The sequence below is a fragment of the Paenalcaligenes hermetiae genome, from assembly GCF_039543645.1.
Lineage (GTDB): Bacteria > Pseudomonadota > Gammaproteobacteria > Burkholderiales > Burkholderiaceae_B > Paenalcaligenes > Paenalcaligenes hermetiae.
Map to the genome: position 1 here is coordinate 307,531 of NZ_BAABKD010000009.1, position 21,374 is coordinate 328,904.

The 21,374-nt window shown below is 48.0% G+C and carries 20 protein-coding genes; 10 read left to right on the plus strand and 10 right to left on the minus strand.

The genetic code is table 11. The annotated features are described in order from the left end of the window. The first annotated feature begins 46 nt into the window (after window positions 1-46). The 5 genes from ABD980_RS07185 to ABD980_RS07205 are packed head-to-tail and all read left to right on the plus strand — an operon-like array spanning window position 47 to window position 4,552. A complete protein-coding gene (locus ABD980_RS07185; RefSeq protein WP_260650339.1) occupies window positions 47-859 on the plus strand; it encodes a thiazole synthase in 813 nt (270 codons plus the stop codon). Next, window positions 852-1,688 (plus strand): bifunctional hydroxymethylpyrimidine kinase/phosphomethylpyrimidine kinase, encoded by an 837-nt coding sequence (gene thiD, locus ABD980_RS07190; RefSeq protein ID WP_345370641.1) that lies wholly within the window; start codon window positions 852-854, stop codon window positions 1,686-1,688. Before ABD980_RS07185 ends, thiD begins: the two co-directional genes overlap by 8 nt. A 44-nt stretch (window positions 1,689-1,732) precedes the next feature. Next, window positions 1,733-2,467: a 5'-methylthioadenosine/adenosylhomocysteine nucleosidase gene (locus ABD980_RS07195; protein ID WP_345370643.1), complete on the plus strand. Its 735-nt coding sequence runs from the start codon at window positions 1,733-1,735 to the stop codon at window positions 2,465-2,467. A 57-nt stretch (window positions 2,468-2,524) separates the two neighbouring features. Further along, window positions 2,525-3,205, plus strand: coding sequence for a protein-L-isoaspartate O-methyltransferase (locus tag ABD980_RS07200; RefSeq protein WP_260650192.1), 681 nt, complete (start codon window positions 2,525-2,527; stop codon window positions 3,203-3,205). After that, window positions 3,206-4,552: a TolC family outer membrane protein gene (locus tag ABD980_RS07205; RefSeq protein WP_345370646.1), complete on the plus strand. Its 1,347-nt coding sequence runs from the start codon at window positions 3,206-3,208 to the stop codon at window positions 4,550-4,552. A gap of 10 nt (window positions 4,553-4,562) precedes the next feature. Here the strand turns inward: ABD980_RS07205 and ABD980_RS07210 are convergent, their stop codons facing one another. The 7 genes from ABD980_RS07210 to ubiE all read right to left on the minus strand — a co-directional run bounded on the left by ABD980_RS07210 (window position 4,563) and on the right by ubiE (window position 10,639). Next, a complete protein-coding gene (locus ABD980_RS07210; protein ID WP_345370648.1) occupies window positions 4,563-5,048 on the minus strand; it encodes an adenylyltransferase/cytidyltransferase family protein in 486 nt (161 codons plus the stop codon). A gap of 1 nt (window position 5,049) precedes the next feature. After that, entirely contained in the window at window positions 5,050-5,901 is an 852-nt protein-coding gene (locus ABD980_RS07215; protein WP_260650195.1) for a ferritin family protein, read from the minus strand. A 154-nt stretch (window positions 5,902-6,055) separates the two neighbouring features. Beyond that, window positions 6,056-7,609 carry a ubiquinone biosynthesis regulatory protein kinase UbiB gene (gene ubiB / locus ABD980_RS07220; protein WP_300646886.1) on the minus strand — a complete coding sequence of 518 codons (1,554 nt, stop codon included), beginning with the start codon at window positions 7,607-7,609 and terminating at the stop codon, window positions 6,056-6,058. A 3-nt stretch (window positions 7,610-7,612) separates the two neighbouring features. Further along, complete coding sequence (locus ABD980_RS07225; RefSeq protein WP_345370652.1) at window positions 7,613-8,251, minus strand: ubiquinone biosynthesis accessory factor UbiJ; 639 nt, start codon at window positions 8,249-8,251, stop codon at window positions 7,613-7,615. Between the two features lie 51 nt (window positions 8,252-8,302). After that, window positions 8,303-9,277, minus strand: coding sequence for a Tim44 domain-containing protein (locus tag ABD980_RS07230; RefSeq protein ID WP_300646883.1), 975 nt, complete (start codon window positions 9,275-9,277; stop codon window positions 8,303-8,305). 103 nt (window positions 9,278-9,380) lie between these two features. After that, the gene (locus tag ABD980_RS07235) at window positions 9,381-9,800 is read right to left on the minus strand and encodes an acyl-CoA thioesterase (protein ID WP_300646882.1); all 420 of its coding nucleotides are present in this window, start codon (window positions 9,798-9,800) and stop codon (window positions 9,381-9,383) included. Window positions 9,801-9,874: 74 nt separating this feature from the next. Next, entirely contained in the window at window positions 9,875-10,639 is a 765-nt protein-coding gene (gene ubiE / locus ABD980_RS07240) for a bifunctional demethylmenaquinone methyltransferase/2-methoxy-6-polyprenyl-1,4-benzoquinol methylase UbiE (protein ID WP_260650200.1), read from the minus strand. 147 nt (window positions 10,640-10,786) lie between these two features. Here ubiE and phoB point away from each other — a divergent pair, with 147 nt between their 5' ends. The 3 genes from phoB to ABD980_RS07255 are packed head-to-tail and all read left to right on the plus strand — an operon-like array spanning window position 10,787 to window position 13,274. Beyond that, on the plus strand, window positions 10,787-11,494 hold the full coding sequence (gene phoB / locus ABD980_RS07245) for a phosphate regulon transcriptional regulator PhoB (protein WP_260650201.1): 708 nt from the start codon (window positions 10,787-10,789) through the stop codon (window positions 11,492-11,494). A 9-nt stretch (window positions 11,495-11,503) separates the two neighbouring features. After that, window positions 11,504-12,802, plus strand: a complete 1,299-nt coding sequence (gene phoR, locus ABD980_RS07250; RefSeq protein ID WP_345370655.1) for a phosphate regulon sensor histidine kinase PhoR — start codon at window positions 11,504-11,506, stop codon at window positions 12,800-12,802. A 43-nt stretch (window positions 12,803-12,845) separates the two neighbouring features. Further along, entirely contained in the window at window positions 12,846-13,274 is a 429-nt protein-coding gene (locus ABD980_RS07255; protein WP_377536111.1) for a VOC family protein, read from the plus strand. 30 nt (window positions 13,275-13,304) lie between these two features. Here ABD980_RS07255 and ilvA read toward each other — a convergent pair whose 3' ends face one another. Continuing rightward, window positions 13,305-14,813: a threonine ammonia-lyase, biosynthetic gene (gene ilvA / locus ABD980_RS07260; protein ID WP_345370657.1), complete on the minus strand. Its 1,509-nt coding sequence runs from the start codon at window positions 14,811-14,813 to the stop codon at window positions 13,305-13,307. Between the two features lie 133 nt (window positions 14,814-14,946). Here ilvA and ABD980_RS07265 point away from each other — a divergent pair, with 133 nt between their 5' ends. Continuing rightward, entirely contained in the window at window positions 14,947-15,489 is a 543-nt protein-coding gene (locus ABD980_RS07265; RefSeq protein WP_345370659.1) for a YqaA family protein, read from the plus strand. Window positions 15,490-15,604: 115 nt separating this feature from the next. Next, window positions 15,605-19,537, plus strand: coding sequence for a DUF3683 domain-containing protein (locus ABD980_RS07270; protein WP_345370661.1), 3,933 nt, complete (start codon window positions 15,605-15,607; stop codon window positions 19,535-19,537). Window positions 19,538-19,585: 48 nt separating this feature from the next. Here the strand turns inward: ABD980_RS07270 and ABD980_RS07275 are convergent, their stop codons facing one another. Then, on the minus strand, window positions 19,586-20,809 hold the full coding sequence (locus tag ABD980_RS07275) for an MFS transporter (protein WP_345370663.1): 1,224 nt from the start codon (window positions 20,807-20,809) through the stop codon (window positions 19,586-19,588). 110 nt (window positions 20,810-20,919) lie between these two features. After that, window positions 20,920-21,366 carry a DMT family transporter gene (locus ABD980_RS07280; RefSeq protein WP_345370665.1) on the minus strand — a complete coding sequence of 149 codons (447 nt, stop codon included), beginning with the start codon at window positions 21,364-21,366 and terminating at the stop codon, window positions 20,920-20,922. Window positions 21,367-21,374 lie beyond the last annotated feature (8 nt).

Below are 21,374 nucleotides of genomic sequence, written 5' to 3' on the forward strand. Positions count from 1 at the left end.
TATGATTGAAATAGTCACTATTTTCACCACCTGAAGTACAAAAATGATGAATCCAACTACCCCTAACGATCCTTTTATTATTGCTGGAAAAACCTATTCCTCACGTCTATTGGTTGGCACTGGAAAATACAAAGACTTTGAACAAACGCGTGCCGCCATTGATGCAAGTGGTGCGGAAATCATCACAGTGGCTATACGTCGCACTAACATCGGTCAGGACCCAAACCAGCCTAGCCTATTAGACTATTTGCCCCCTTCGGAATTTACTATTTTACCTAATACAGCAGGCTGCTATAGCGCTGAGGATGCTGTACGCACCTTACGTTTGGCGCGCGAGCTACTCAACGGCCATAAGCTCGTCAAACTAGAGGTTTTAGGTGATCCGAACAACCTGTTTCCTAATATGCCCGAAACACTTAAAGCCGCAAAAACACTTGTGGATGAGGGCTTTGATGTGATGGTGTATTGTGCCGATGATCCGATTCAATGCAAGATGCTCGAGGACATTGGCTGCGTTGCGATTATGCCCCTGGCCTCACTGATTGGCTCGGGCATGGGTATTATCAACCCTTGGAATCTACGCTTGATTATTGATCAAGCCACCGTACCCGTATTAGTCGACGCTGGAGTAGGCACCGCCTCTGATGCCACCATCGCTATGGAGCTCGGTTGCGACGGTGTGCTAATGAACACCGCTATTGCGGGCGCTCAAGACCCGATTCGTATGGCCAGCGCTATGAAACATGGCGTACTAGCAGGTCGCCAAGCCTATTTAGCCGGCCGCATCCCGCGCAAATATTATGATGCAGACCCAAGCTCCCCACTCGAAGGTATGATTCACTCCCGTAGCAATGCATAACATCCCTAATACCCTTACCATTGCCGGCGTCGACCCGTCTGGGGGCGCTGGCGTATTTGCTGATATTAAAACCATGAGTGCCTTAGGCGCTTATGCTACAGGTGTTGTGGCAGCGCTTACTGCACAAAATACCCAAGGGGTCACTGGCATTTATCCGGTTGACCCTGCTTTTATTAAGCAGCAAATTGACACCCTTTTTAACGATATCAGTATCGATGCCGTCAAGCTCGGCATGCTTGGACAGCAACCTGTGATCCGCACTGTGGTAGAAGCGCTCACACACTGGCAGCCAACTCATATTGTGTTAGACCCCGTCATGATCGCTAAAAGTGGGGATCACTTGCTAGAAAAAGCCGCCATCGCAGAAATGCGAGAAGCCTTGCTTCCTTTAGCCACGATGATCACCCCTAATCTTCCCGAGGCAGGTGTATTTTTAGAGCAGCGCCCAGCAGAAACGGTGAAGGAAATGTATGCCGTTGCGGAAAAGCTCCGACGCTTAATGGCGGACACCGATCATCGCTGGGTACTTTTAAAAGGGGGGCATTTGCCAGGCAATGAGTGCACGGACCTCCTTTATAACGGCGATCAAATGATCGAAATGCCCGCGCAACGCATTCCCACTAAAAACACTCATGGCACAGGTTGTACCTTGTCTGCGGCTTTAGCCGCACTGCTCCCCCAGTCCTCGTCCGTCCCCCAAGCCGCCAAAGCAGCAAAAGCTTATTTATACAATGCAATTGCTCGCTCTAACGAGCTTCGGGTCGGCTCTGGCCATGGGCCTGTACATCATTTCCATGCTTGGTGGAAACCGTTACCCTCTACTGATTAACCTTGATGACGCCATCACAACGTTCTTTATAAGTCTTACTATCCATGAGTCAGCCTTTAATCGGTATTATTGTGGCAATGCAAGAAGAACTTGAAGTGGTCTTGCAGTCCCTCCAACAGCCTCAAGCTCACCAACGAGCGGGTATGACGTTTTATCAGGGTATCTATGCGGGTAGCCCTGTTGTCGCTGTTATTTGCGGGGTGGGTAAAGTCAACGCCGCGCTTTGCACGCAAATTCTTATTTCTGAATTTCATACCCAACGCATTATTAATATCGGCGTCGCCGGTGGGCTGCATCCAGAGATTCAACCTGGCGACGTTGTCATTGCCGACACGCTCATGCAGCACGATATGGATTTACGCCCGCTTGGCTTAGCTCGTGGGCATTTTTACCGCATGGATACCCATGCTTTCCCCTCTGACCCCATGCTATTACAATGGGCACGCCAAGCGTGTGCCGATCTAAAAAACCACCGTTTTTTTGTTGGGCGTATCGTAACAGGGGATCAATTTATTGCCAGTCCAGAGCTAGCTCAAGAATTACATCAACACTTTGATGCATTGGCTTGCGAAATGGAAAGCGCTAGCATTGCGCAGGTTTGTTTTTTAAACCACATTCCTTTTATCTGCATCCGCTCTATTTCAGATAATGCGAACACGGGTGCACACATGGATTTTGCTCAATTTACTCCTATTGCTGCGGCCAATGCCACGACGCTATTGCAAAATATGATTCCTTTGTGCCAAATTAATGCCGATACCATTGAGTTCAAGGCATAATAAGTCTTTACGATTGGTTAATGTCTTTTTTTATTGTCCTGCTACTGTGAACCTGCTATGAATATCAACGCGCTGTCTGAAATCGAACTTGCCCGCTATTACATGGTTGAACAACAAATTCGTCCTTGGTATGTCGAAGACGAAAAGGTATTGCAGGCCTTATTCGATGTACCACGCGAGCATTTTGTCCCTCCTGCTTTCAAAGGCATGGCTTTTGCTGATACCGAAATCCCGCTCATTATTGATGCCGTTGATACCAACGAATACATGCTAAAACCCGTCATCGAAGCACGCTTAGCGGTTGAACTCAACCTAAAGCCCACCGATGGGGTGCTGGAAATCGGCACAGGGTCCGGTTATCAAGCCGCCCTACTCGCTCGTCTAGCTCAGCAGGTCACTTCGGTAGAGATCAATAGCACCCTAGCTGCCTTTGCCACAGAAAATCTGCAACGCCAACACGTACAAAATGTAAATGTAGAAATCGGCGACGCCCACGAGGGCTGGGGCACGACGGAATATGATGCTATTTTGCTTACCGGTTCCGTCCCAGTTGTGCCCGATGCACTCAAATACCAGCTCTGTATTGGCGGCCGGCTCGTGGCAGTAGTCGGGCGCTCTCCAGTTATGACGGCTATGCGTATTACACGTACCAGTGCCGCTAGCTTTGAGACCACGCCTCTTTTTGATACGGTCATCAAGCCTTTACGTGGCAGCCGCGTCACCCGCTTTCAGTTTTAAATGATGAAAAAAAAGCTGTGTGGTTTTATCTTCGCTGGCCTATTGATAGCCACCCAAGCGGTAGCCACACCGCTCGACCTTTGGCAAGCGTGGCTGCTTGCCCAACAACATGACCCCATCTATGCGGCACAACGCGCACAAACACAGGCCTCTCAAGAGCAAATTGCACAAGCTCGAGCTCGTTTATTACCCGCCGTTGATGCCGTCGCAGGTATCACACACAACGACACCCGCCGCGCTAGCCGCCTGAATCAAAGCAGTGATACCCGTGTTAATCAATGGCAGCTGCGGTTAAGCCAACCCCTTTTTGACTTATCGGCTATCGCCCAGTTTGAACGCTCTCGTTACTTGGCATCAATTGCTGTTTTTGATTTGGAAAATGCCAAACATGAGCTCATGTTACGTGTAGCTCAAACATATTTTGCTATTTTATCTGCCCAAGACAACCTGCGTTCCCTTCAAAGCCAAAAACAAGCTATAGAGCAACAACTCGCTGCCGCGCAACAAAACTTTGCCTTAGGTGGAGCCACCATCACTGACACCTACGAAGCACAATCTCGTTTAGATTTACTCAATGCTCAACTTGTCATCGCCGAAAACAACCTCACTACCGAAAAAAACCAACTAAGTCGTATTTTAGGGCGGCCTGTGCAACATATTGCTCCGCTTCATCACCAAGCAACCTTGCCCACCCCCGAGCCCTTAGATCCCCACGCGTGGGTGCAACAAGCCAGCCTGGGCAATTTGTCCTTAATGCGAGCTAGCCTTGCTATGCAGGCCCAACAATATCAGCTCAAAGCGGATCAACACGAACACACCCCTACGGTGACACTACAAGCTCGTAGCGGCAGTCAAAGCAACATGGGAGTATTTGGCCCTAACACCAGCCCTCGTTCTTTGGATAGCAGCATAGGTGTGGAACTAAGCATTCCTTTATACCAAGGTGGTGCTATAGCCTCTAGAGTGCGAGAAAACGCTTCTCTTTTACAACAAAAGCATTACGAACAAGAAAATGCGCGACGCCAAGCAGAAGAGCAAGTCCGTAGTTATTTTAGTGGTGTATTGGCGGGCTTACACGAAGTGAAAGCCCTAGAGGCAGCAGAAAAATCTAGCCGTGCTGCATGGGAAGCCAACCAAACTGCTTATGAGATTGGTGTACGCATTAATATTGACGTACTTAATGCCCAACAACAGCTTTATGAAACTCAGCGTGCGCTTGCTCAAGCTCGTTACAACACCCTATTGCAGGGGCTACGCCTGAAGCAAGCAGCTGGGTTATTACGCGCTGAGGATATAGCCGCGTTAAATACATTGTTAGCACCAGCTAACTCATCACTAATGCAATGACCGCATCGCATTATTGTGGAGCGCGAATTTTTTTGACTAAGGCCGTCGTTGATCGATCAAATGCGATTGGGATGGCAACGGCGTCCCCGCCCCAACTGCGCACTAAGGCCGTCTCTGGCAGAGTTTCCATATCATAGTCCCCACCTTTTACGATTAAATCCGGCTTAAGTTCAGCAATCAATTGCTCCGGTGTGGACTCCGTAAAAATGGTGACCGCAGTCGTGGATGCCAAAGCGGCTAATAAAGCACAACGATCCTGCTCCTGATTAATGGGTCGATCAGAGCCTTTATTCAGGGTGCGCACCGATTGATCAGAATTCACCGCTACTATTAAGCTGGCTCCTAGCTGTGCCGCTTGATCCAAATAGCTTGCATGACCACGATGCAAAATATCAAACACCCCATTTGTAAAGACCAATGGGCGAGGCAGTTCCCCTGCTGCCACCGCCCTAATCAGATCGCTACGAGAATAGATTTTTTTCTCAAAGCTAGGCATATTAAGCCACAACTATTTTTTTGCTTAGGTCTTTACGATAACGGTTTAACGCCGCAGGCGACTCAAAGTCTTCTCCCATCAGCAGCGACATATTATGCAAAATACGTGTACTGACCTTGCCTTCCCATTCTTTATCAAAGCGGATCTGGTTGTCGAGCCAGTTTTCTAACCAACCAGGTGATGGCAGTTTAGATTGCACGGTGTCATTAGGGAACATGGACTTGTTCACGTGCAAATTCGTAGGGTGTAGAGCCTGAGCTGTACGATGCGCCGATGCCATCAATACGCCAATTTTAGAAAAAGCCAAACGTGTTTCTAATTCTGCCTGCTCATCACCTAACTTTAGAGCGCGACGCATATAGCGTAAATATGCTCCAGCATGGCGTGCTTCGTCCTGAGCCACGATCTGATAAATGGCTTTAATCACCGGCTCGGTATGCCATTCTGCAGCACGGCGATACCAGTGATTAAGACGAATCTCACCACAGAAGTGCAGCATTAGGGTCTCCATGGCTGGAGCAGGATCAAACTCGAAGCGTACTTTGTGCAATTCCTCTTCGGTAGGCACCAGCTCTGGACGAAAACGTCGTAAGTACTCAATTAAAACCAATGAGTGTTTTTGCTCTTCAAAAAACCACACCGACATAAATGCACAAAAATCACTGTCATCGCGGTTATCACGCAGGAACATTTCTGTCGCCGGCAAAGCAGCCCATTCAGTAATGGCGTTCATTTTAATGGTGTAAGCCTGCTCATCTGTGAGCTTGCTACCATCAAAATCATCCCATGGAATATCGTGTGCCATATTCCATCGTACTGCTTCCATGGATTTAAAGAGTTCAGGGTAAAGCATAGTTATCCTTATGGTATTGGTGGAGTGGTAACAAGACACAATGCTTACACCACTGCATAACACGTATTAGTCTGAAATTATTTGTTTAAATCTAATACGCGTATTCTTCAAAAAAATGACCATTGCCAATATACAACAGCCATTTAGCCTAGAGTTAACGCACTAATGCCCATAGTGCAACCACAACAGCTACGCCTAGTACAGCGCATAATGCGGCCAATAGCCGATTATTTTGTTGCTGCGACTGACGTAACAAACGTAATTCATCATGAAGCGCCGGCAAAGCATCAGGGCGACTTAAATTTTCGTAAACCAAACGGGGAATTTGGGGAAGTAGTTGTGACCACTGCCCGGCCTCTTTGGTTAAACGCTCTTTTAAGCCTTGAGCTCCTATGCGCTGACGCATCCAGTTTTCTAAATAGGGTTTAGCCGTATCCCAAAGATCTAACTCAGGATCCAGGTCACGCCCCATGCCTTCAACGTTTAACAACGTTTTTTGCAACAAAACCAACTGCGGTTGAATCTCTACATTAAAACGCCGCGAGGTTTGAAATAAGCGTAATAACACCTGACCGAGCGATATTTGCGACAAGGGTCGGTCAAAATAGGGTTCACAAACGGCACGTACGGCGCCCTCTAGCTCTTCCTCACGCGTGTCAGGGGGTACCCAGCCTGACTCGATATGCAGCTGTGCAACTCTCCGGTAGTCACGCTGGAAGAAAGCCAAAAAATTTTGGGCTAAATAGTTTTTATCAAACTCAGAGAGTGAGCCCACAATCCCAAAATCTAGTGCAATATAGCGCCCTAACGTGGCCGGATCATCAGAAACATAAATATTACCTGGGTGCATGTCCGCATGGAAAAAGCCATCGCTAAAAACCTGACTAAAAAAGATTTCAACGCCCTTGCGAGCCAAATCTTTTAAGTCAACACCGGCTTCGAGTAAGCGATCAACTTGGCTAACTGGTATGCCTTTCATGCGTTGCATGGTAAAAACATTTGTCGCGCAATAGTCCCAATACACCTCGGGAACTATTAATAAATCAGCACGCCCTGTTTCTGGTCCAAAATTTCGACGCAATTGACTACAGTTAGAAGCTTCGCGAATTAAATCTAGCTCATCATGCAAATATTTTTCGAATTCAGCCACTACCTCGCGCGGGCGTAAACGTCGCGCATCTACTAATAGACGCTGCACTATGTTGGCAAAAGTGCGCATCAACGCCAAGTCTTTGTCTATGACCTCGCGCATACCTGGTCGCAACACTTTGACCGCCGCCTCGCGCCCATCAGGCAAAATAGCAAAATGGACTTGTGCAATCGATGCCGAAGCCACTGGATCGACTTCGAAGTGTTTAAAAATCACATGCGGCGATGCACCCAGTGCTTTCTCTACCGTTTTTGCGGCTAGCTCTGATGAAAACGGGGGAACACGATCCTGTAATCGAGCAAGCTCCTGCGCTATATCCGCAGGAATCAAATCGCGCCGTGTAGACAGGACCTGACCAAACTTAACAAAAACGGGACCAAGCGCCTCCAGGGCTAGACGTAAACGCACCCCACGGCTTAATTTCGGTTGACGTCCCAAGCGTACCCAACGTAATAAACGATGCGTCCATGGGTGTTGAATACTTGAAAGCACCAGCTCATCCAAACGGTACTTAAAAGCAATGTATAAAATAAAGATAAACCGACGAATGCGCAGCATGGTTTATCCTTTTAGGGCGAGCAAATGAGTACGTTGCTCAAGAGCTTGCAAACGTTGCTCTAACTGCTGCAATTGCACTTGCCAGCTATGCAGATAATCGCGACTGACTAAGATACCGCTTTCCTCGCCCAAAAACTCGGCCATGTTTGCCTGCAGGTGTTGCTGTGTGCGCTGACCAAAACCGATCAACTGCTTTAAAGCAGCCATTACACGCACAGCGATAATATCCCCCGTAAAGCGTGCAATCTCGGCTTCGGGGTCCAAGCGCAACTGGCTTAACACTTGAGCTAATGCATTTGCTAAGCCCGCATCGCCTTGGATATGCACCAAAGCTAATAAAGCGTCGGGATCTTTTGTGGCCAACGCCGCTGGCAACTGATTAAGCCGTGGGGTTGGTATAGCCAACTGCACATCTGCCACAATAGCTGGATCTGTTAACTGCAGCAAACCAGCATAAGTGAATGTTAGCGGTAAATCTAAGGCCCCTACACGCAATAACAATGTACGCCCAGCATATACGGCTAAACGCTCTTGCGCCCATGGCTCCCGGCTTAAAACGGCATTAAGCGCCCGCACAAGCAGTGTTGTGGGGCGCATAGCTGCCGGTATGGGCAGCGAAGCAAAAAGGGTTGGTAACGACACAATCCACCTATAGCTTGGATAAAACCTTAGTTTAACCCGTAGTATAAGGGATTAGTGGCTTGGGTTAATCTGTTGGATACCAGCCAACAACCAACCGCTATTATCCGCTTTGTAAAGGTTCCAAACCTCTTCAAAACTAAATGCTTCAGAGTCTGGCGTTTCGCGTAACATGCCTGAATAGCGTACGCTAGCCAAATGTCCGTCCGCCACTTTTTCAATACCCAACAGCTCAGCATTCAACAACACGATCTGTGTTTGTTGCCCGCCCTCGCGTGCTGTGATTTCTGGGGTGAGCTCTTTCAGTAAGTCATCCGTTAGGTATTCGCGCAATGCAGCAGGATTACCCTGATCCCATAGCTCCTGAATATGGCGGAATTGCTGTTTAGCATTATTTAAAAAGACCGAGATATCAAAATCAGCTGGGATAAACCAAGAAGGATCGATTTCTTGAGTCGATGACTGAGCGCTTGCTGCAACGGAGGCAGCCCCTGCCGTTGCCGCCGTAGACCCCATTGCAGGGGACGACGCCGGCATTTGTGGCGATGACTCACGATACATTGGGGCAGATGTATTCGCCGCCTGCGTAACTGGGCGTGCTGCACCACCACGTAAACGACGTACCAAGAACATCACCGCAAAAATCACTAGACCAATAAGCACCATGCTAGACAGTGCTTCTAACAAGGGCCCGCCTAAGCCTAGGCTAGATAATAGCGCCGCAATGCCCAAACCTGCCGCAATCCCTGCAATAGGACCTAAAAAGCGAGAAAAACCGCTTTTGGGCTGCTGCGCAGCACTATTACGAGCCGCATTGGCATTGGCCGGTGTGGCCGCATTGCGATTGGCTGTAGCAGCTGGTGGCTGCACAGCTTGACGTTGTTTCATAACATTAGTGGATTGGCGCCCGAAGCTTTTGCCCCCGCCAATTCGACGTGCCTCGGCATCAAACGATGCCGTCAACATAGTAAGGGTAGATATCGCAAGAACGGCTACCGCCGCAAAACGGGATAAACGTTTAGAAATCATAAATGCTCCTGTGGGCGGTATCACCCCACCCTATACAGTGGATGTAAACTGACTATAAGCTGACAGCATAGCATAAAAAGGGCTTTTACTTTATTTTTTCCGCTCACATAATGCTTTTCAGTGCCGTCTTAGTTTCCTCTGACAACGGTTTTTTTTGGCGTGTTTCTCGATCTGCTGTCACGATCACGGTTTTACCTACAGCCACACAGGTATCCCCTACAAAAATCACTTGCTCTGTTGTAAAAGAGGTTGTGCCAATATGTATGACTCGTGTTCCTATAGTGACCGTATTCGGCCATGTTAGCTCTGCCAAATAATCCACAGAAATATGAGCCATCATAAACATGGTTTTACCATGTCCTAGTTTATGTTTAGGATCACGTAACAACTGCACACGCCCCACTTCTAAAAGTGTTACGTACACGGCATTATTAATATGTCCCTGAGCATCCGTATCACGATAACGCAAGCGCTCTTCTAAGCGTAAGGGATACTCCTCCAGCCTATATTTATTTTTCTGCATTTTTCCTCCAAAAACAGCAAAAGCAGCATCTTACAACGATGCTGCTTTATTTAATAGCGTAACAATAACTCTAACTAATCAAGCCGAATTCCTTCGTGCAAAGCGCAAATACCTGCCGTTAAGTTAAAATACTGTACGCGCTCTAACCCCACGTCACGCATCATTTGTGCCAGGGTTTCTTGATCTGGGTGCATGCGAATTGATTCCGCTAAATAACGATAGCTGTCTTCATCTTGTGCTACGATTTTTCCTATCTTGGGCAAGATATTAAATGAATACCAATCGTAAGCCGGAGCCAAAGGTTTAGCAATTTGAGAAAACTCGAGTACAAGTAATTTCCCACCAGGTTTTAACACCCGATACATTTCTGCCAACGCCTGATCTTTGTGTGTCATATTGCGCAAGCCAAAAGCCACACTGACACGATCAAAATAGCCATCAGGAAAGGGAAGATACTCAGCATCACACACAGCAACTGGTGTCACAATACCCTTGTCTAGCAGACGATCTCGCCCAACACCTAACATAGAGCTATTAATATCAGTTAGCCAAACCTGGCCACTGGGACCGACTTTGCGAGCAAAAGCCTTGGAAAGATCGCCCGTACCACCGGCGATATCCAGAATTTTCATACCCGGTCGCACTGCGGCGCGACCAATAGTGAACGATTTCCAAATGCGATGCAGTCCACCTGACATCAAATCATTCATGACGTCATAGCGCTGCGCTACTGAGTGAAAAACCTCTGCAACTTTGGTGGCCTTTTCATGCTCAGCGACCGTTTGAAAACCAAAGTGCGTGGTTTCAGTAGACTGGGGTTGAGGTGTTTTATTTTCCATGATGCTGTAATCGTACCGTAAAAAGCCACTAAAAAGCGAAGCGTCCGCTGAAAAAGTCCATATATTTACATCGAATTTTCACAAACCTGAAACATTAACGCCATATTATGGAGCTATTGTTAATTATCTCAGTTTTATTTCAGCACCATGAGCACCACTATTCTTGTTATTGAAGACGAACCCGCGATCCAGGAACTAATTGCGGTGAATTTATCCTTTGCCGGCCACAAGGTATTACGGGCTTATGATGCCGAGCAGGCACAAACCTTGATTCGTGCTGAGCTGCCTGATCTTATTTTACTCGACTGGATGCTTCCTGGCGCATCAGGTATCACACTAGCTAAAAAACTACGCTCCGATGAGCGCACACGACAAGTGCCTATCATTATGCTTACTGCCAAAGGCGCGGAATCCGACAAGGTGGATGGCCTAGAAGCTGGCGCGGATGATTACATCACCAAACCCTTTTCCCCTAAAGAGTTACTAGCTCGCATCAAAGCCGTTTTACGTCGACGCGCTCCGCAATTAACCGATGATATCATTGAAATCGGCAGTCTACGCTTAGACCCCACTACGCATCGGGTGACGGGGGATGAAAAAACGCTTACCATTGGGCCTACAGAATTTCGTTTATTACATTTTTTCATGACCCACACAGAACGTGTTTTTTCACGAGCCCAGCTTTTAGACAAAGTTTGGGGGGATCACGTTTTTGTTGAAGAGCGCACAGTAGACGTGCATATTCGACGCTTGCGCAAAGCGCTTGAACCAAGTGGCCATGATGCTCATATTGAAACCATACGTGGCGCTGGCTATCGTTTTGCAGCCGTTTTACCAGAGCGCCCCAATAAATAAACCACCGTTATGAAGAAAACCCTGAGCACCGTCAGTTTATGGGCCCTCCTCTCACTGGCTTTAGGTCTATGGCTAGGCGCAGCCATAGGATGGGGCGCATTTGCACTCGGCCTACTGACTCTGGTGCTCACGAGTGGACGCCAACTTCAAAAGATCCAGCTTTGGGTACGAGACGTAGACGCCGCCCCTCCAGCTGCTGTTGGCCCTTGGGACGATATATTAGCGCCTATCTATCGACGCCTTAAACAAAATCGCGAACAAATTCAAACTCTCAACCGCCATTTAGAAGGCATGATGATGGCGGCCGAGGCCTTACCCGATGGCGCCGTGACCTTGGACCAGTCCATGACTATACAATGGTGCAATAAAACTGCCAGTCAACATCTTGGCTTAAATCTGGCGACAGATCGGCATCAAAGTATTTTTAATATTGTTCGTACCCCTGAGTTTGCACATTATGCGCATACTCGCCAATGGGATCAGCCTTTATTACTACATATCAATCAGCGCGGTCCGGAACGTGCTCTTTTATTGCAGCTGACTCCCTATGGTTTCGGCCAATTTTTACTCGTCACCCGAGATGTCACCCAAGTCGAAAAACTCGAAACCACACGCAAAGATTTTGTAGCCAATGTTTCCCATGAGTTACGGACACCACTAACAGTGCTTCTGGGCTTTTTAGAAACGCTACGCGATATGCCCGCTGACTCCTTGCCTATGGAACAGCGAGTACGCTATGAGCAAATGATGCTAGAACAAGCCCAGCACATGCAAGCTATTGTGTCGGACCTATTAACCCTATCGACCTTAGAGTCTTCTCCTACAGCTGAAAACACCGCCGTGCCCCTTAACTGCGTTATCGAGCAAGCGCTGCAGCGAGCCAAAGCCCTATCTGATGGTCAACATGTTTTTGTCACATATATCGATGACAATCTCTGGGTTGAGGGCGCAGAAACCGAATTAGCCTCTGCTATAGGTAACTTACTGACTAATGCCATACGCTATACGCCCAAAGACGGCACGATTACAACGAGCTGGGTACTTAATGAGGACGGCTCCGCCACCTATTCCGTTCAAGACACAGGGATTGGCATTGCCCCTCAAGATATTCCTCGCCTGACGGAACGATTTTATCGCGCAGATAAAGGACGCTCACGTGCGACAGGAGGCACAGGACTAGGCTTAGCTATTACTCGCCATGTCGTTGCGCGACACCAAGCTGAGCTCGATATTAAAAGCCGTTATGGCGCTGGTAGCACCTTTAGCATCCATTTTCCTAAAGAGCGAGTTCGCTTTGCTAACACATAAGGCTATGATAGAGGCGTAAGAACACTCATTATGGAGATCCATCGTGTCACAAACAGAATTACGTCCATTTCACTTAGCTTTCCCCGTACGCGACCTAGAAGAAGCGCGTGAGTTTTATGGTAAAAAACTCGGCTGTCCAGAAGGTCGATCTTCTGATCAATGGATCGATTTTAATTTATATGGCCATCAAATCGTGGCACACTTAGCACCTAATGAATGCAATCCTGTCGCCACCAGTGATGTGGACGAACACAATGTGCCGGTGCGACATTTTGGTGTGGTCTTAGATATGCCCACTTGGGAGGCTCTAGCCGACCGCCTTAAAAAAGACGGCACGGAGTTTGTTATCGAGCCATATGTGCGCTTTAAAGGCCAACCCGGGGAGCAAGCCACCATGTTTTTCATGGACCCCTCTGGTAACGCCTTGGAGTTTAAAGCTTTTCACTCTTTAGATTCATTATTTGCCAAATAAAAAAGCGGGCTTAGCCCGCTTTTTTCTTCGCTATAGGAACAGTTTATACGCTGGATTATCACTTTCATTCCAATAAGGATAACCAAGCTCATCTAAAAATACCTTAAAATCTTTTTTGTCGGCTGGTGGTACTTGGATCCCTACTAGGATACGTCCATAGTCATCACCCTGATTACGATAATGGAACAAACTGATATTCCACTCTGGGTTCATACAGCTTAAAAAACGGCGCAACGCTCCAGGCCGCTCAGGAAACTCAAAGCGGTATAACACTTCGTGATGTGCCAAATCAGATTTACCGCCCACCATATAACGCAAATGGGTTTTAGCCATTTCATTATTCGTCAAATTAAGCGTAGGAAAGCCCTGATCCATAAAATGCTGCTCTAAATGATCGATTTCCTGTGCGGATTGTATTTGTAATCCCACAAAAACATGAGCCGTCTCTGCATCGGAGATACGGTAGTTAAACTCGGTGACAGACCGATCCCCCAAAGCCTCGCATAAACGTAAAAAACTTCCATGCTTTTCAGGGAGTGTGACAGCAAAAAGCGCCTCTCGCGCTAAGCCTACTTCGGCACGCTCCGCAACAAAACGCAAGCGATCAAAGTTCATGTTTGCCCCAGAGGTGATGGCAATACATGTTTTTCCTGTAAGCTGATGCTCACGGATATATTTTTTGGCTCCCGCCATGGCTAAAGCCCCTGCGGGCTCCAACACACTACGTGTATCTTGGAAAACGTCTTTAATCGCTGCACAAATCGCATCCGTATCTACCAACACAAAGTCATCCACGTATTTTTGTGTTAGTTTAAACGTCTCTGACCCTACCTGCTTGACAGCAGTGCCATCCGAGAATAACCCCACGTCATTTAACACCAAGCGACGTTTCGCTTTAACACTGCGCTGCATAGCAGCGGAATCTTCGGTTTGTACCCCAATAATCTTAATCTCTGGGCGTAACTGTTTAATATAAGCGGCTACCCCCGCAATTAAACCGCCCCCACCAATAGGCACAAAAATCGCATCAATGGGCCCGGGGTGCTGATGTAAAATCTCCATACCGATCGTACCTTGGCCCGCAATCACATCCGGATCGTCAAAAGGGTGAACAAAAGTTAACCCTTCTTTTTCCATTAAGGTCACCGCATGGTCATAGGCATCGGTAAAACTTTCCCCTGCCAATACCACTTCGCCACCCAAATTGCGCACGGCTTCAATTTTTAATTGAGGGGTGGTGACAGGCATCACAATCACCGCACGAATACCTAAACGTTTAGCTGAAAAGGCTACGCCTTGCGCATGGTTACCAGCCGAAGCCGCAATAACCCCTTTAGCTAAGTCTTCTGCCGGCATCTGAGCCATTTTGTTATATGCACCACGTAACTTAAAGCTAAAAACCGCCAATTGATCTTCGCGTTTAAGTAAAATACGGTTATTAAGTTGGGCAGAAGCCAAAGGAGCGAGCTCTAAAGGTGTCTCTGACACCACATCGTAGACCTTAGAAGTCAAAGTACGTTTAAGATAGTCGTTGGACATAATGGGTAGATTCTTTACTCTATACCGCTTAACACGGCAAAAATAGACGCGATTAAAACAAAAAAGAATAACATATGCACACTGAAAATAGGCGTAGCTCGCCTTTTTATGCTGTATTTTGATTTGGAATTACATGGAAGCGTGGACACACGATGCCGTACTGTGGCTTTTACAGGTTTTAGCTTTACCTGAAATTGGTCTCAGTGCCATATTTATCATTAGCTTGGTTTCAGCCACGCTACTCCCCTTAGGCTCCGAACCCGCGGTTCTTGCCTATGTCACCCTAGCCCCAACCATGTTTTGGGCGGCTATTGTCGTGGCAACAATAGGCAACACCCTAGGGGGAGCCATCAGCTACTGGATGGGCCTAGGCGCCGTCAAAACCTATGAAACATGGCGTGAAAAACACCCACATGATGACAAACAGTCGCATTATGCACAAAAAACCGGTGGACGTTGGCATCAGCAGATCAGCCAGTGGCTACAAAAACTCGGACCTAAGGCGCTATTGTTTTCATGGCTGCCTATTGTTGGCGATCCGCTTTGTGCAATAGCCGGCTGGATGCGCATGCCTTTGCTCCCCAGTTTAATTTATATGGCGATCGGCAAACTTTTACGCTATACCATCATGACAGCAGCGATTATCTGGATACTGCCCCATTTGGGCTGGGCTTAAATGAACGGAACGCGCCATAAAAACCACAACTCACTGCACCCAATTGCAATGAATGATTTACACTAAAGGGTTCTCTTATTGCTTAATCTTTCTCAAGGCTTTTAGTCAGAACATTATGAATGCTCCGGTCGCCAGCCAATTTTTAGCCGCTAATGCGTCTGAATCCACTCATCGTTTACGCGAAATCCCTTACAACTATACTTCGTACTCCGATCGCGAGATCGTACTACGCCTGCTTGGAGCAGAAGCCTGGGAAAAGCTATCTGAGCTGCGCTCAGAGCGTAAAACTGGCCGCTCAGCTCGTATGTTATTCGAAGTACTAGGTGATATTTGGGTAGTGCGTCGCAACCCTTACTTACAAGATGATTTGCTGCATAACCCTAAGCGTTTGCAACAGCTCATCGAAGCATTAAGCCATCGGCTCAACGAAATCAATGCTCGCCGAGAGATCGAGGTTCCGGAGCGTGACCATAAAGTCCTCACCCTACTTTCTGCCGCACGCCAAGCGGTTAACGATTTTGAGCGAGCCTTTCACGAGGCTCGAGAACTACGCCAACAAATCCAAAAACGCCTAGCCAATATCACCGCCAAAGACAATATTAAATTTGATGGGCTATCTCGTGTCTCGCATGTTACTGATGCCACCGACTGGCGCGTCGAATACCCATTTGTGGTCTTAACCCCTGATTCCGAAGAGGAAATCGCCGCGTTGGTCCGCGCCTGTATTGAATTACGCCTTACCATTATTCCTCGTGGGGGCGGCACCGGTTATACCGGCGGAGCCATCCCTCTAAGTGCACGCTCGGCCGTCATCAATACAGAAAAACTAGACGCTATCGGCCCCGTGGAATGTATTCAACTACCTGGTGTCAGCGAGCCAACTCATACCATCTTAACCGGTGCCGGTGTCGTCACGCGGCGGGTCGATGAAGCCGCCCAAGCGGCAGGACGCGTTTTTGCAGTGGACCCTACCTCTGCCGATGCTTCCTGTATCGGGGGCAACGTAGCCATGAACGCTGGTGGCAAAAAAGCGGTACTCTGGGGCACTGCCTTGGATAACCTAAGCTGGTGGCGTATGGTTGATCCTGAAGGCAACTGGCTCGAGGTCACGCGCATTAATCATAACTTAGGCAAAATTCACGAGGTCGAAGAGGCTGTCTTTGAACTGCACTGGTACGATGGCGCACATGCGCCTGGCGCAAAGCTGCTACGCCAAGAAACCCTGACGATTGCTGGTCACCGTTTCCGTAAAGCCGGCTTAGGCAAAGACGTCACGGATAAATTTTTAGCTGGCTTGCCAGGTGTACAAAAAGAGGGCTGTGACGGCATCATTACCGCAGCACGCTGGATTTTACATCGCATGCCCGAACAGACCCGCACTGTTTGTTTAGAGTTCTTTGGCTCGGCTCGCCATGCCGTACCCGCTATTGTTGAAATCAAAAACTATCTCGACCATGAAGGCAAAGCCATGGGCGCTTTGCTTGCTGGTCTGGAACATCTTGATGAGCGTTATCTGCGTGCAGTAGGCTATGCCACCAAAAGCAAACGTAACGGCCTACCCAAAATGGTACTAATTGGCGATATCGTTGGTGATGATGAAAATGCCGTTGCCAAGGCCGCAAGTGAGGTCATACGTTTAGCCAACTCACGTCATGGCGAAGGCTTTGTAGCAGTCAACGCCGAAGCGCGTAAACGTTTTTGGTTAGATCGTGCTCGCACAGCCGCCATTGCCCGCCACACCAATGCGTTTAAAATCAACGAGGATGTCGTAATTCCTCTCGAGCGCATGGGCGAGTACACGGACGAAATCGAGCGCATTAACATCGAGCTTTCTACTCGAAATAAACTACGCCTTATTGATGAAATCGAGCAGTTTCTCAATGGTGATCTACCCATAGGCAAAGTTGTGGATCATGATGATGCCGTGCATACTCGTGAAACTGTGCTCGAGGATCGTCGCCACGATGCGTTAGCAACTTTACAGCAAGTACGTCAACGCTGGAGCTGGCTCTTGCATCATCTAGACGCTAAGGTTAAGGATCACTTACACACCCTGCAAGAGCTTGCCGTCCCCAACTTTTCTGCTCTCCAAGCCCGCTTATCTGAACAGCCCGAGGTCCACATAATTGAGCTGTTACAAGATCACACCATCCGTATTTCATGGAAAACAGAAATCCGCGCGGCCATGGAAAAACATTTTCCTGGGGCTGATTGTGCGGCGGTCTTAGCGCAAATCCAATCTATTCATGATCGCGTCCTGCGTAGTCGTGTTTTTGTGGCGTTACACATGCACGCTGGCGATGGTAACGTACATACCAATATTCCCGTAAACTCTGATGATTACGGCATGCTCCAAGAAGCCAATGAAACGGTAGCACGCATTATGCAAATCGCCCGTCGTTTAGATGGTGTTATATCTGGCGAGCATGGGATTGGCTTAACTAAGTTCGAATACCTCACCCAAGAGGAGCTCCAGCCCTTCCAAGACTACAAACGCCGCATTGACCCCGAAGGACGCTTTAATGCAGGTAAGCTCATGCCGGGAGCAGACTTATCTCAGGCCTGGACGCCTAGTTTTAACCTATTAGGCTACGAATCCCTGATTATGCAACGTAGCGAAATTGGTGCTATCTCCCACGCAATTAAAGACTGTTTACGCTGTGGCAAATGTAAACCCGTCTGCGCTACTCATGTACCCCGTGCTAATCTGCTTTACTCGCCTCGCAATAAAATTCTTGCTACCTCTTTGCTGATTGAGGCTTTTCTTTACGAAGAGCAAACACGCCGGGGCATCAGCCTTAAGCATTGGGAAGAATTCGAGGACGTGGGGGATCATTGCACGGTCTGCCATAAATGCTATAACCCGTGTCCCGTTGATATCGACTTTGGGGATGTTTCTATGGAAATGCGGCATCTGCTGCGCCGCATGGGCAAAAAATCAGCAAACCCAGGCACCGCTGCCGCTATGTTCTTTTTGAATGCTAAATCCCCAAAAGTCATCAATGTGACGCGTAAAGCCATCGAGGTAGGCTATAAGGCACAACGCCTAGCTCACGACCTGCTCGCCGTGCCCGCACGCAAGCAAAGCGCACACCCGCCGGCCTCGGTAGGCAAAGCCCCTATTCAAGAGCAAGTGATTCACTTTGTGAATAAAAAAATGCCTGGTGGTTTGCCTAAACAACCTGCTCGTAAGCTACTTGATATTGAAGACCCCAATTACGTCCCTATTATTCGAGACCCCTACAAAACCACGACAGAAAGCGAGGCCGTATTCTATTTTCCAGGCTGTGGGTCCGAGCGTCTGTTTTCTCAGGTTGGGCTAGCTACTCAAGCCATGCTCTGGCACGCGGGTGTTCAAACCGTACTACCACCCGGCTACCTTTGCTGTGGTTACCCCCAACGTGGTAATGGCGACTTTGAAAAAGCGGATCAAATGATCACAGACAACCGCGTTTTATTCCACCGCATGGCCACCACACTTAACTATCTGGATATTAAAACCGTGGTGGTCAGCTGCGGCACCTGTTATGACCAATTATCCATGTATGAGTTTGAGAAAATCTTCCCAGGCTGTCGCCTCATAGATATTCACGAACTGCTTTTAGAAAAAGGGATTAAGCTCGACGACGTTAAAGGCGTGCGTTATATGTACCACGACCCTTGCCACACCCCCATGAAACAGCAAGATCCAATGCGCACGGTCAAAGCCTTAGTGGGAGAGCCCACGATCAAGTCTGAGCGCTGCTGTGGCGAATCCGGCACTTTGGCTGTTACGCGCCCCGATATTTCCACACAGATTCGCTTCCGCAAGCTCGAAGAGCTTCAAAAAAACCAAGCAACGATCGCTGCGGACACCGATCACACAGAAGTCAAAATGTTGACCTCTTGCCCATCCTGTCTACAAGGCCTGGCTCGCTATCAGGGAGATACAGGAATCGAAGCGGACTACATTGTGGTAGAGATGGCTAAACATTTACTTGGTGAAAATTGGATGGCAGATTATGTGAAAAAAGCCAATGCCGGGGGGATTGAGCGCGTTTTAGTTTAATGCCGCCCTCACAAAAAAGCCTGCACGGTTATCGTTGCAGGCTTTTTTTTATAAACGCGCCTGGCGAATTTTTTCTTTTACGATAGGATAAGAAAAATAAGCAAATGCCATCACCCCCACCACACTGACCAGCCAGACCCCTAACAGCTGCCAATGCCAATAAGCCTGTTTTGTTAGCTCAATTCCCACAGAGAAAAAAGTCATGCTTAATAATGCCATGGCTGCAGCTACCGTGCCTTTGGCCACGGGCGATGACATCAACGCAAAACGGTATAACACCCCAAAACTGAGCCCCTCGCCAAAAGCGATCAAACTCATGCCCACAATCAGCGCCCATAACACGTAAACCGGCCAAATTATTCCTAGGCCCATTATCACAACCCCAGCCAGCACAAAGGGAAAGCCGATTTGCACGGTGCGCCCTAAAGGCAGTCGGTCCACCCAACGCGCTACGGTTAAATTGCCTAAAATCAACCCGCCTAACACAGGAATTTGACTCAACGCATACTGACCGCTACTCAGCCCTAACCCCTCGATTAAAAAAACGGGAGATAAGGCAATCCATAACATGACAGGTAAGGCCAGCAGTGGACCAGCTAAGGCCAACACCACAAAAGCTCGATGCAGCAAAACCTGCTTAAAATCCTGCAAAATACCTAGCAAAGAACGCTTACGTCGCTGCTCTACCGCTAAGGTTTCCGGCATATGCTTAAATAAGCCAAATACAGCAAAACTGGACAAACAGGCTATGGCCACAAACCCCCAATGCCACGAAATATGCTCAATCATCACTGCCCCTATCACCGGGCCTAGCAGCGGGGCAAGCAGCGTAATATTCGCCATTAACGCCATCACTTTGACCGCTTGGGTTTCGGTGTAATGCTCTTGAATCGCCGCAAAACCCACTGCTGAAATCAGGGTTAAAGCGGTGCCTTGGAGCACACGCATCAACATAAACTGTTCAATTGATTGCGTAAACAAAATCCCTATGCAACATACAATAAAAAATACCGCCCCCCCAAGAAAGACCTTTCTTCGACCTAGCTGATCAGATAAAGGCCCCCAAATGGCGGCTACTAGCGCCCCACCCAGCAAATAAGCAGACATAGACGTGGGTGCCCAATGCGGATCGACCCCAAAACCCTGCGTCACGCTCAACATAGCGGGCTGCACCAGATCGTTACCGATATACACCGCAAGCTCAAAAAAAGCAAAAGCAAGAGGAAATAAAAGCGTTTTAAAACTTAAAGAAATAGGTTGTGGCATGCTCATCACTACGCTTGGCTTCTGCGGCCAAGCCTTAGACCTAGTCTTTTATAAGATTAGGTAATATCAAAAGAAAAACGAGTTATTATTAAAACACGTATTGCAAATCATTATTATTACTTTTTAGCAAAAAAGAATATCAGCAAGCCGGATAGAATCAACCCTACCCCTACGATTTTTTGCCAGTTAATCACGCGCACAGGCATATGAAACAAGCCAAATGAGTCAATAATTAACCCAAAAACCAACTGGCCTAAAATCATAAAAAACAGCATGTTTGCCACACCCAATTTGGGTGCTAAAAACACACTAGAAAAAACCAACCCAGCACCAAGCAGCCCACCAATCAGCTGCCACCAGGGCTGAGCAGGAATCTGTCCTAAGGCCTGAAAAAGCTGCCCTTTGGCTAAAGCCAAAAAAAACAATAATACGGTGCCCGAAGCAAAAGACCAAAAAGCAGCATACAAGGGCTGCGCGAATAGTGCTTTGCCTAGCTGTGAGTTCACGGCTGCCTGCATCGCCATGCCAGCACCAGCACTAAAGGCCATAATTAAATACCACATCGTCTTCT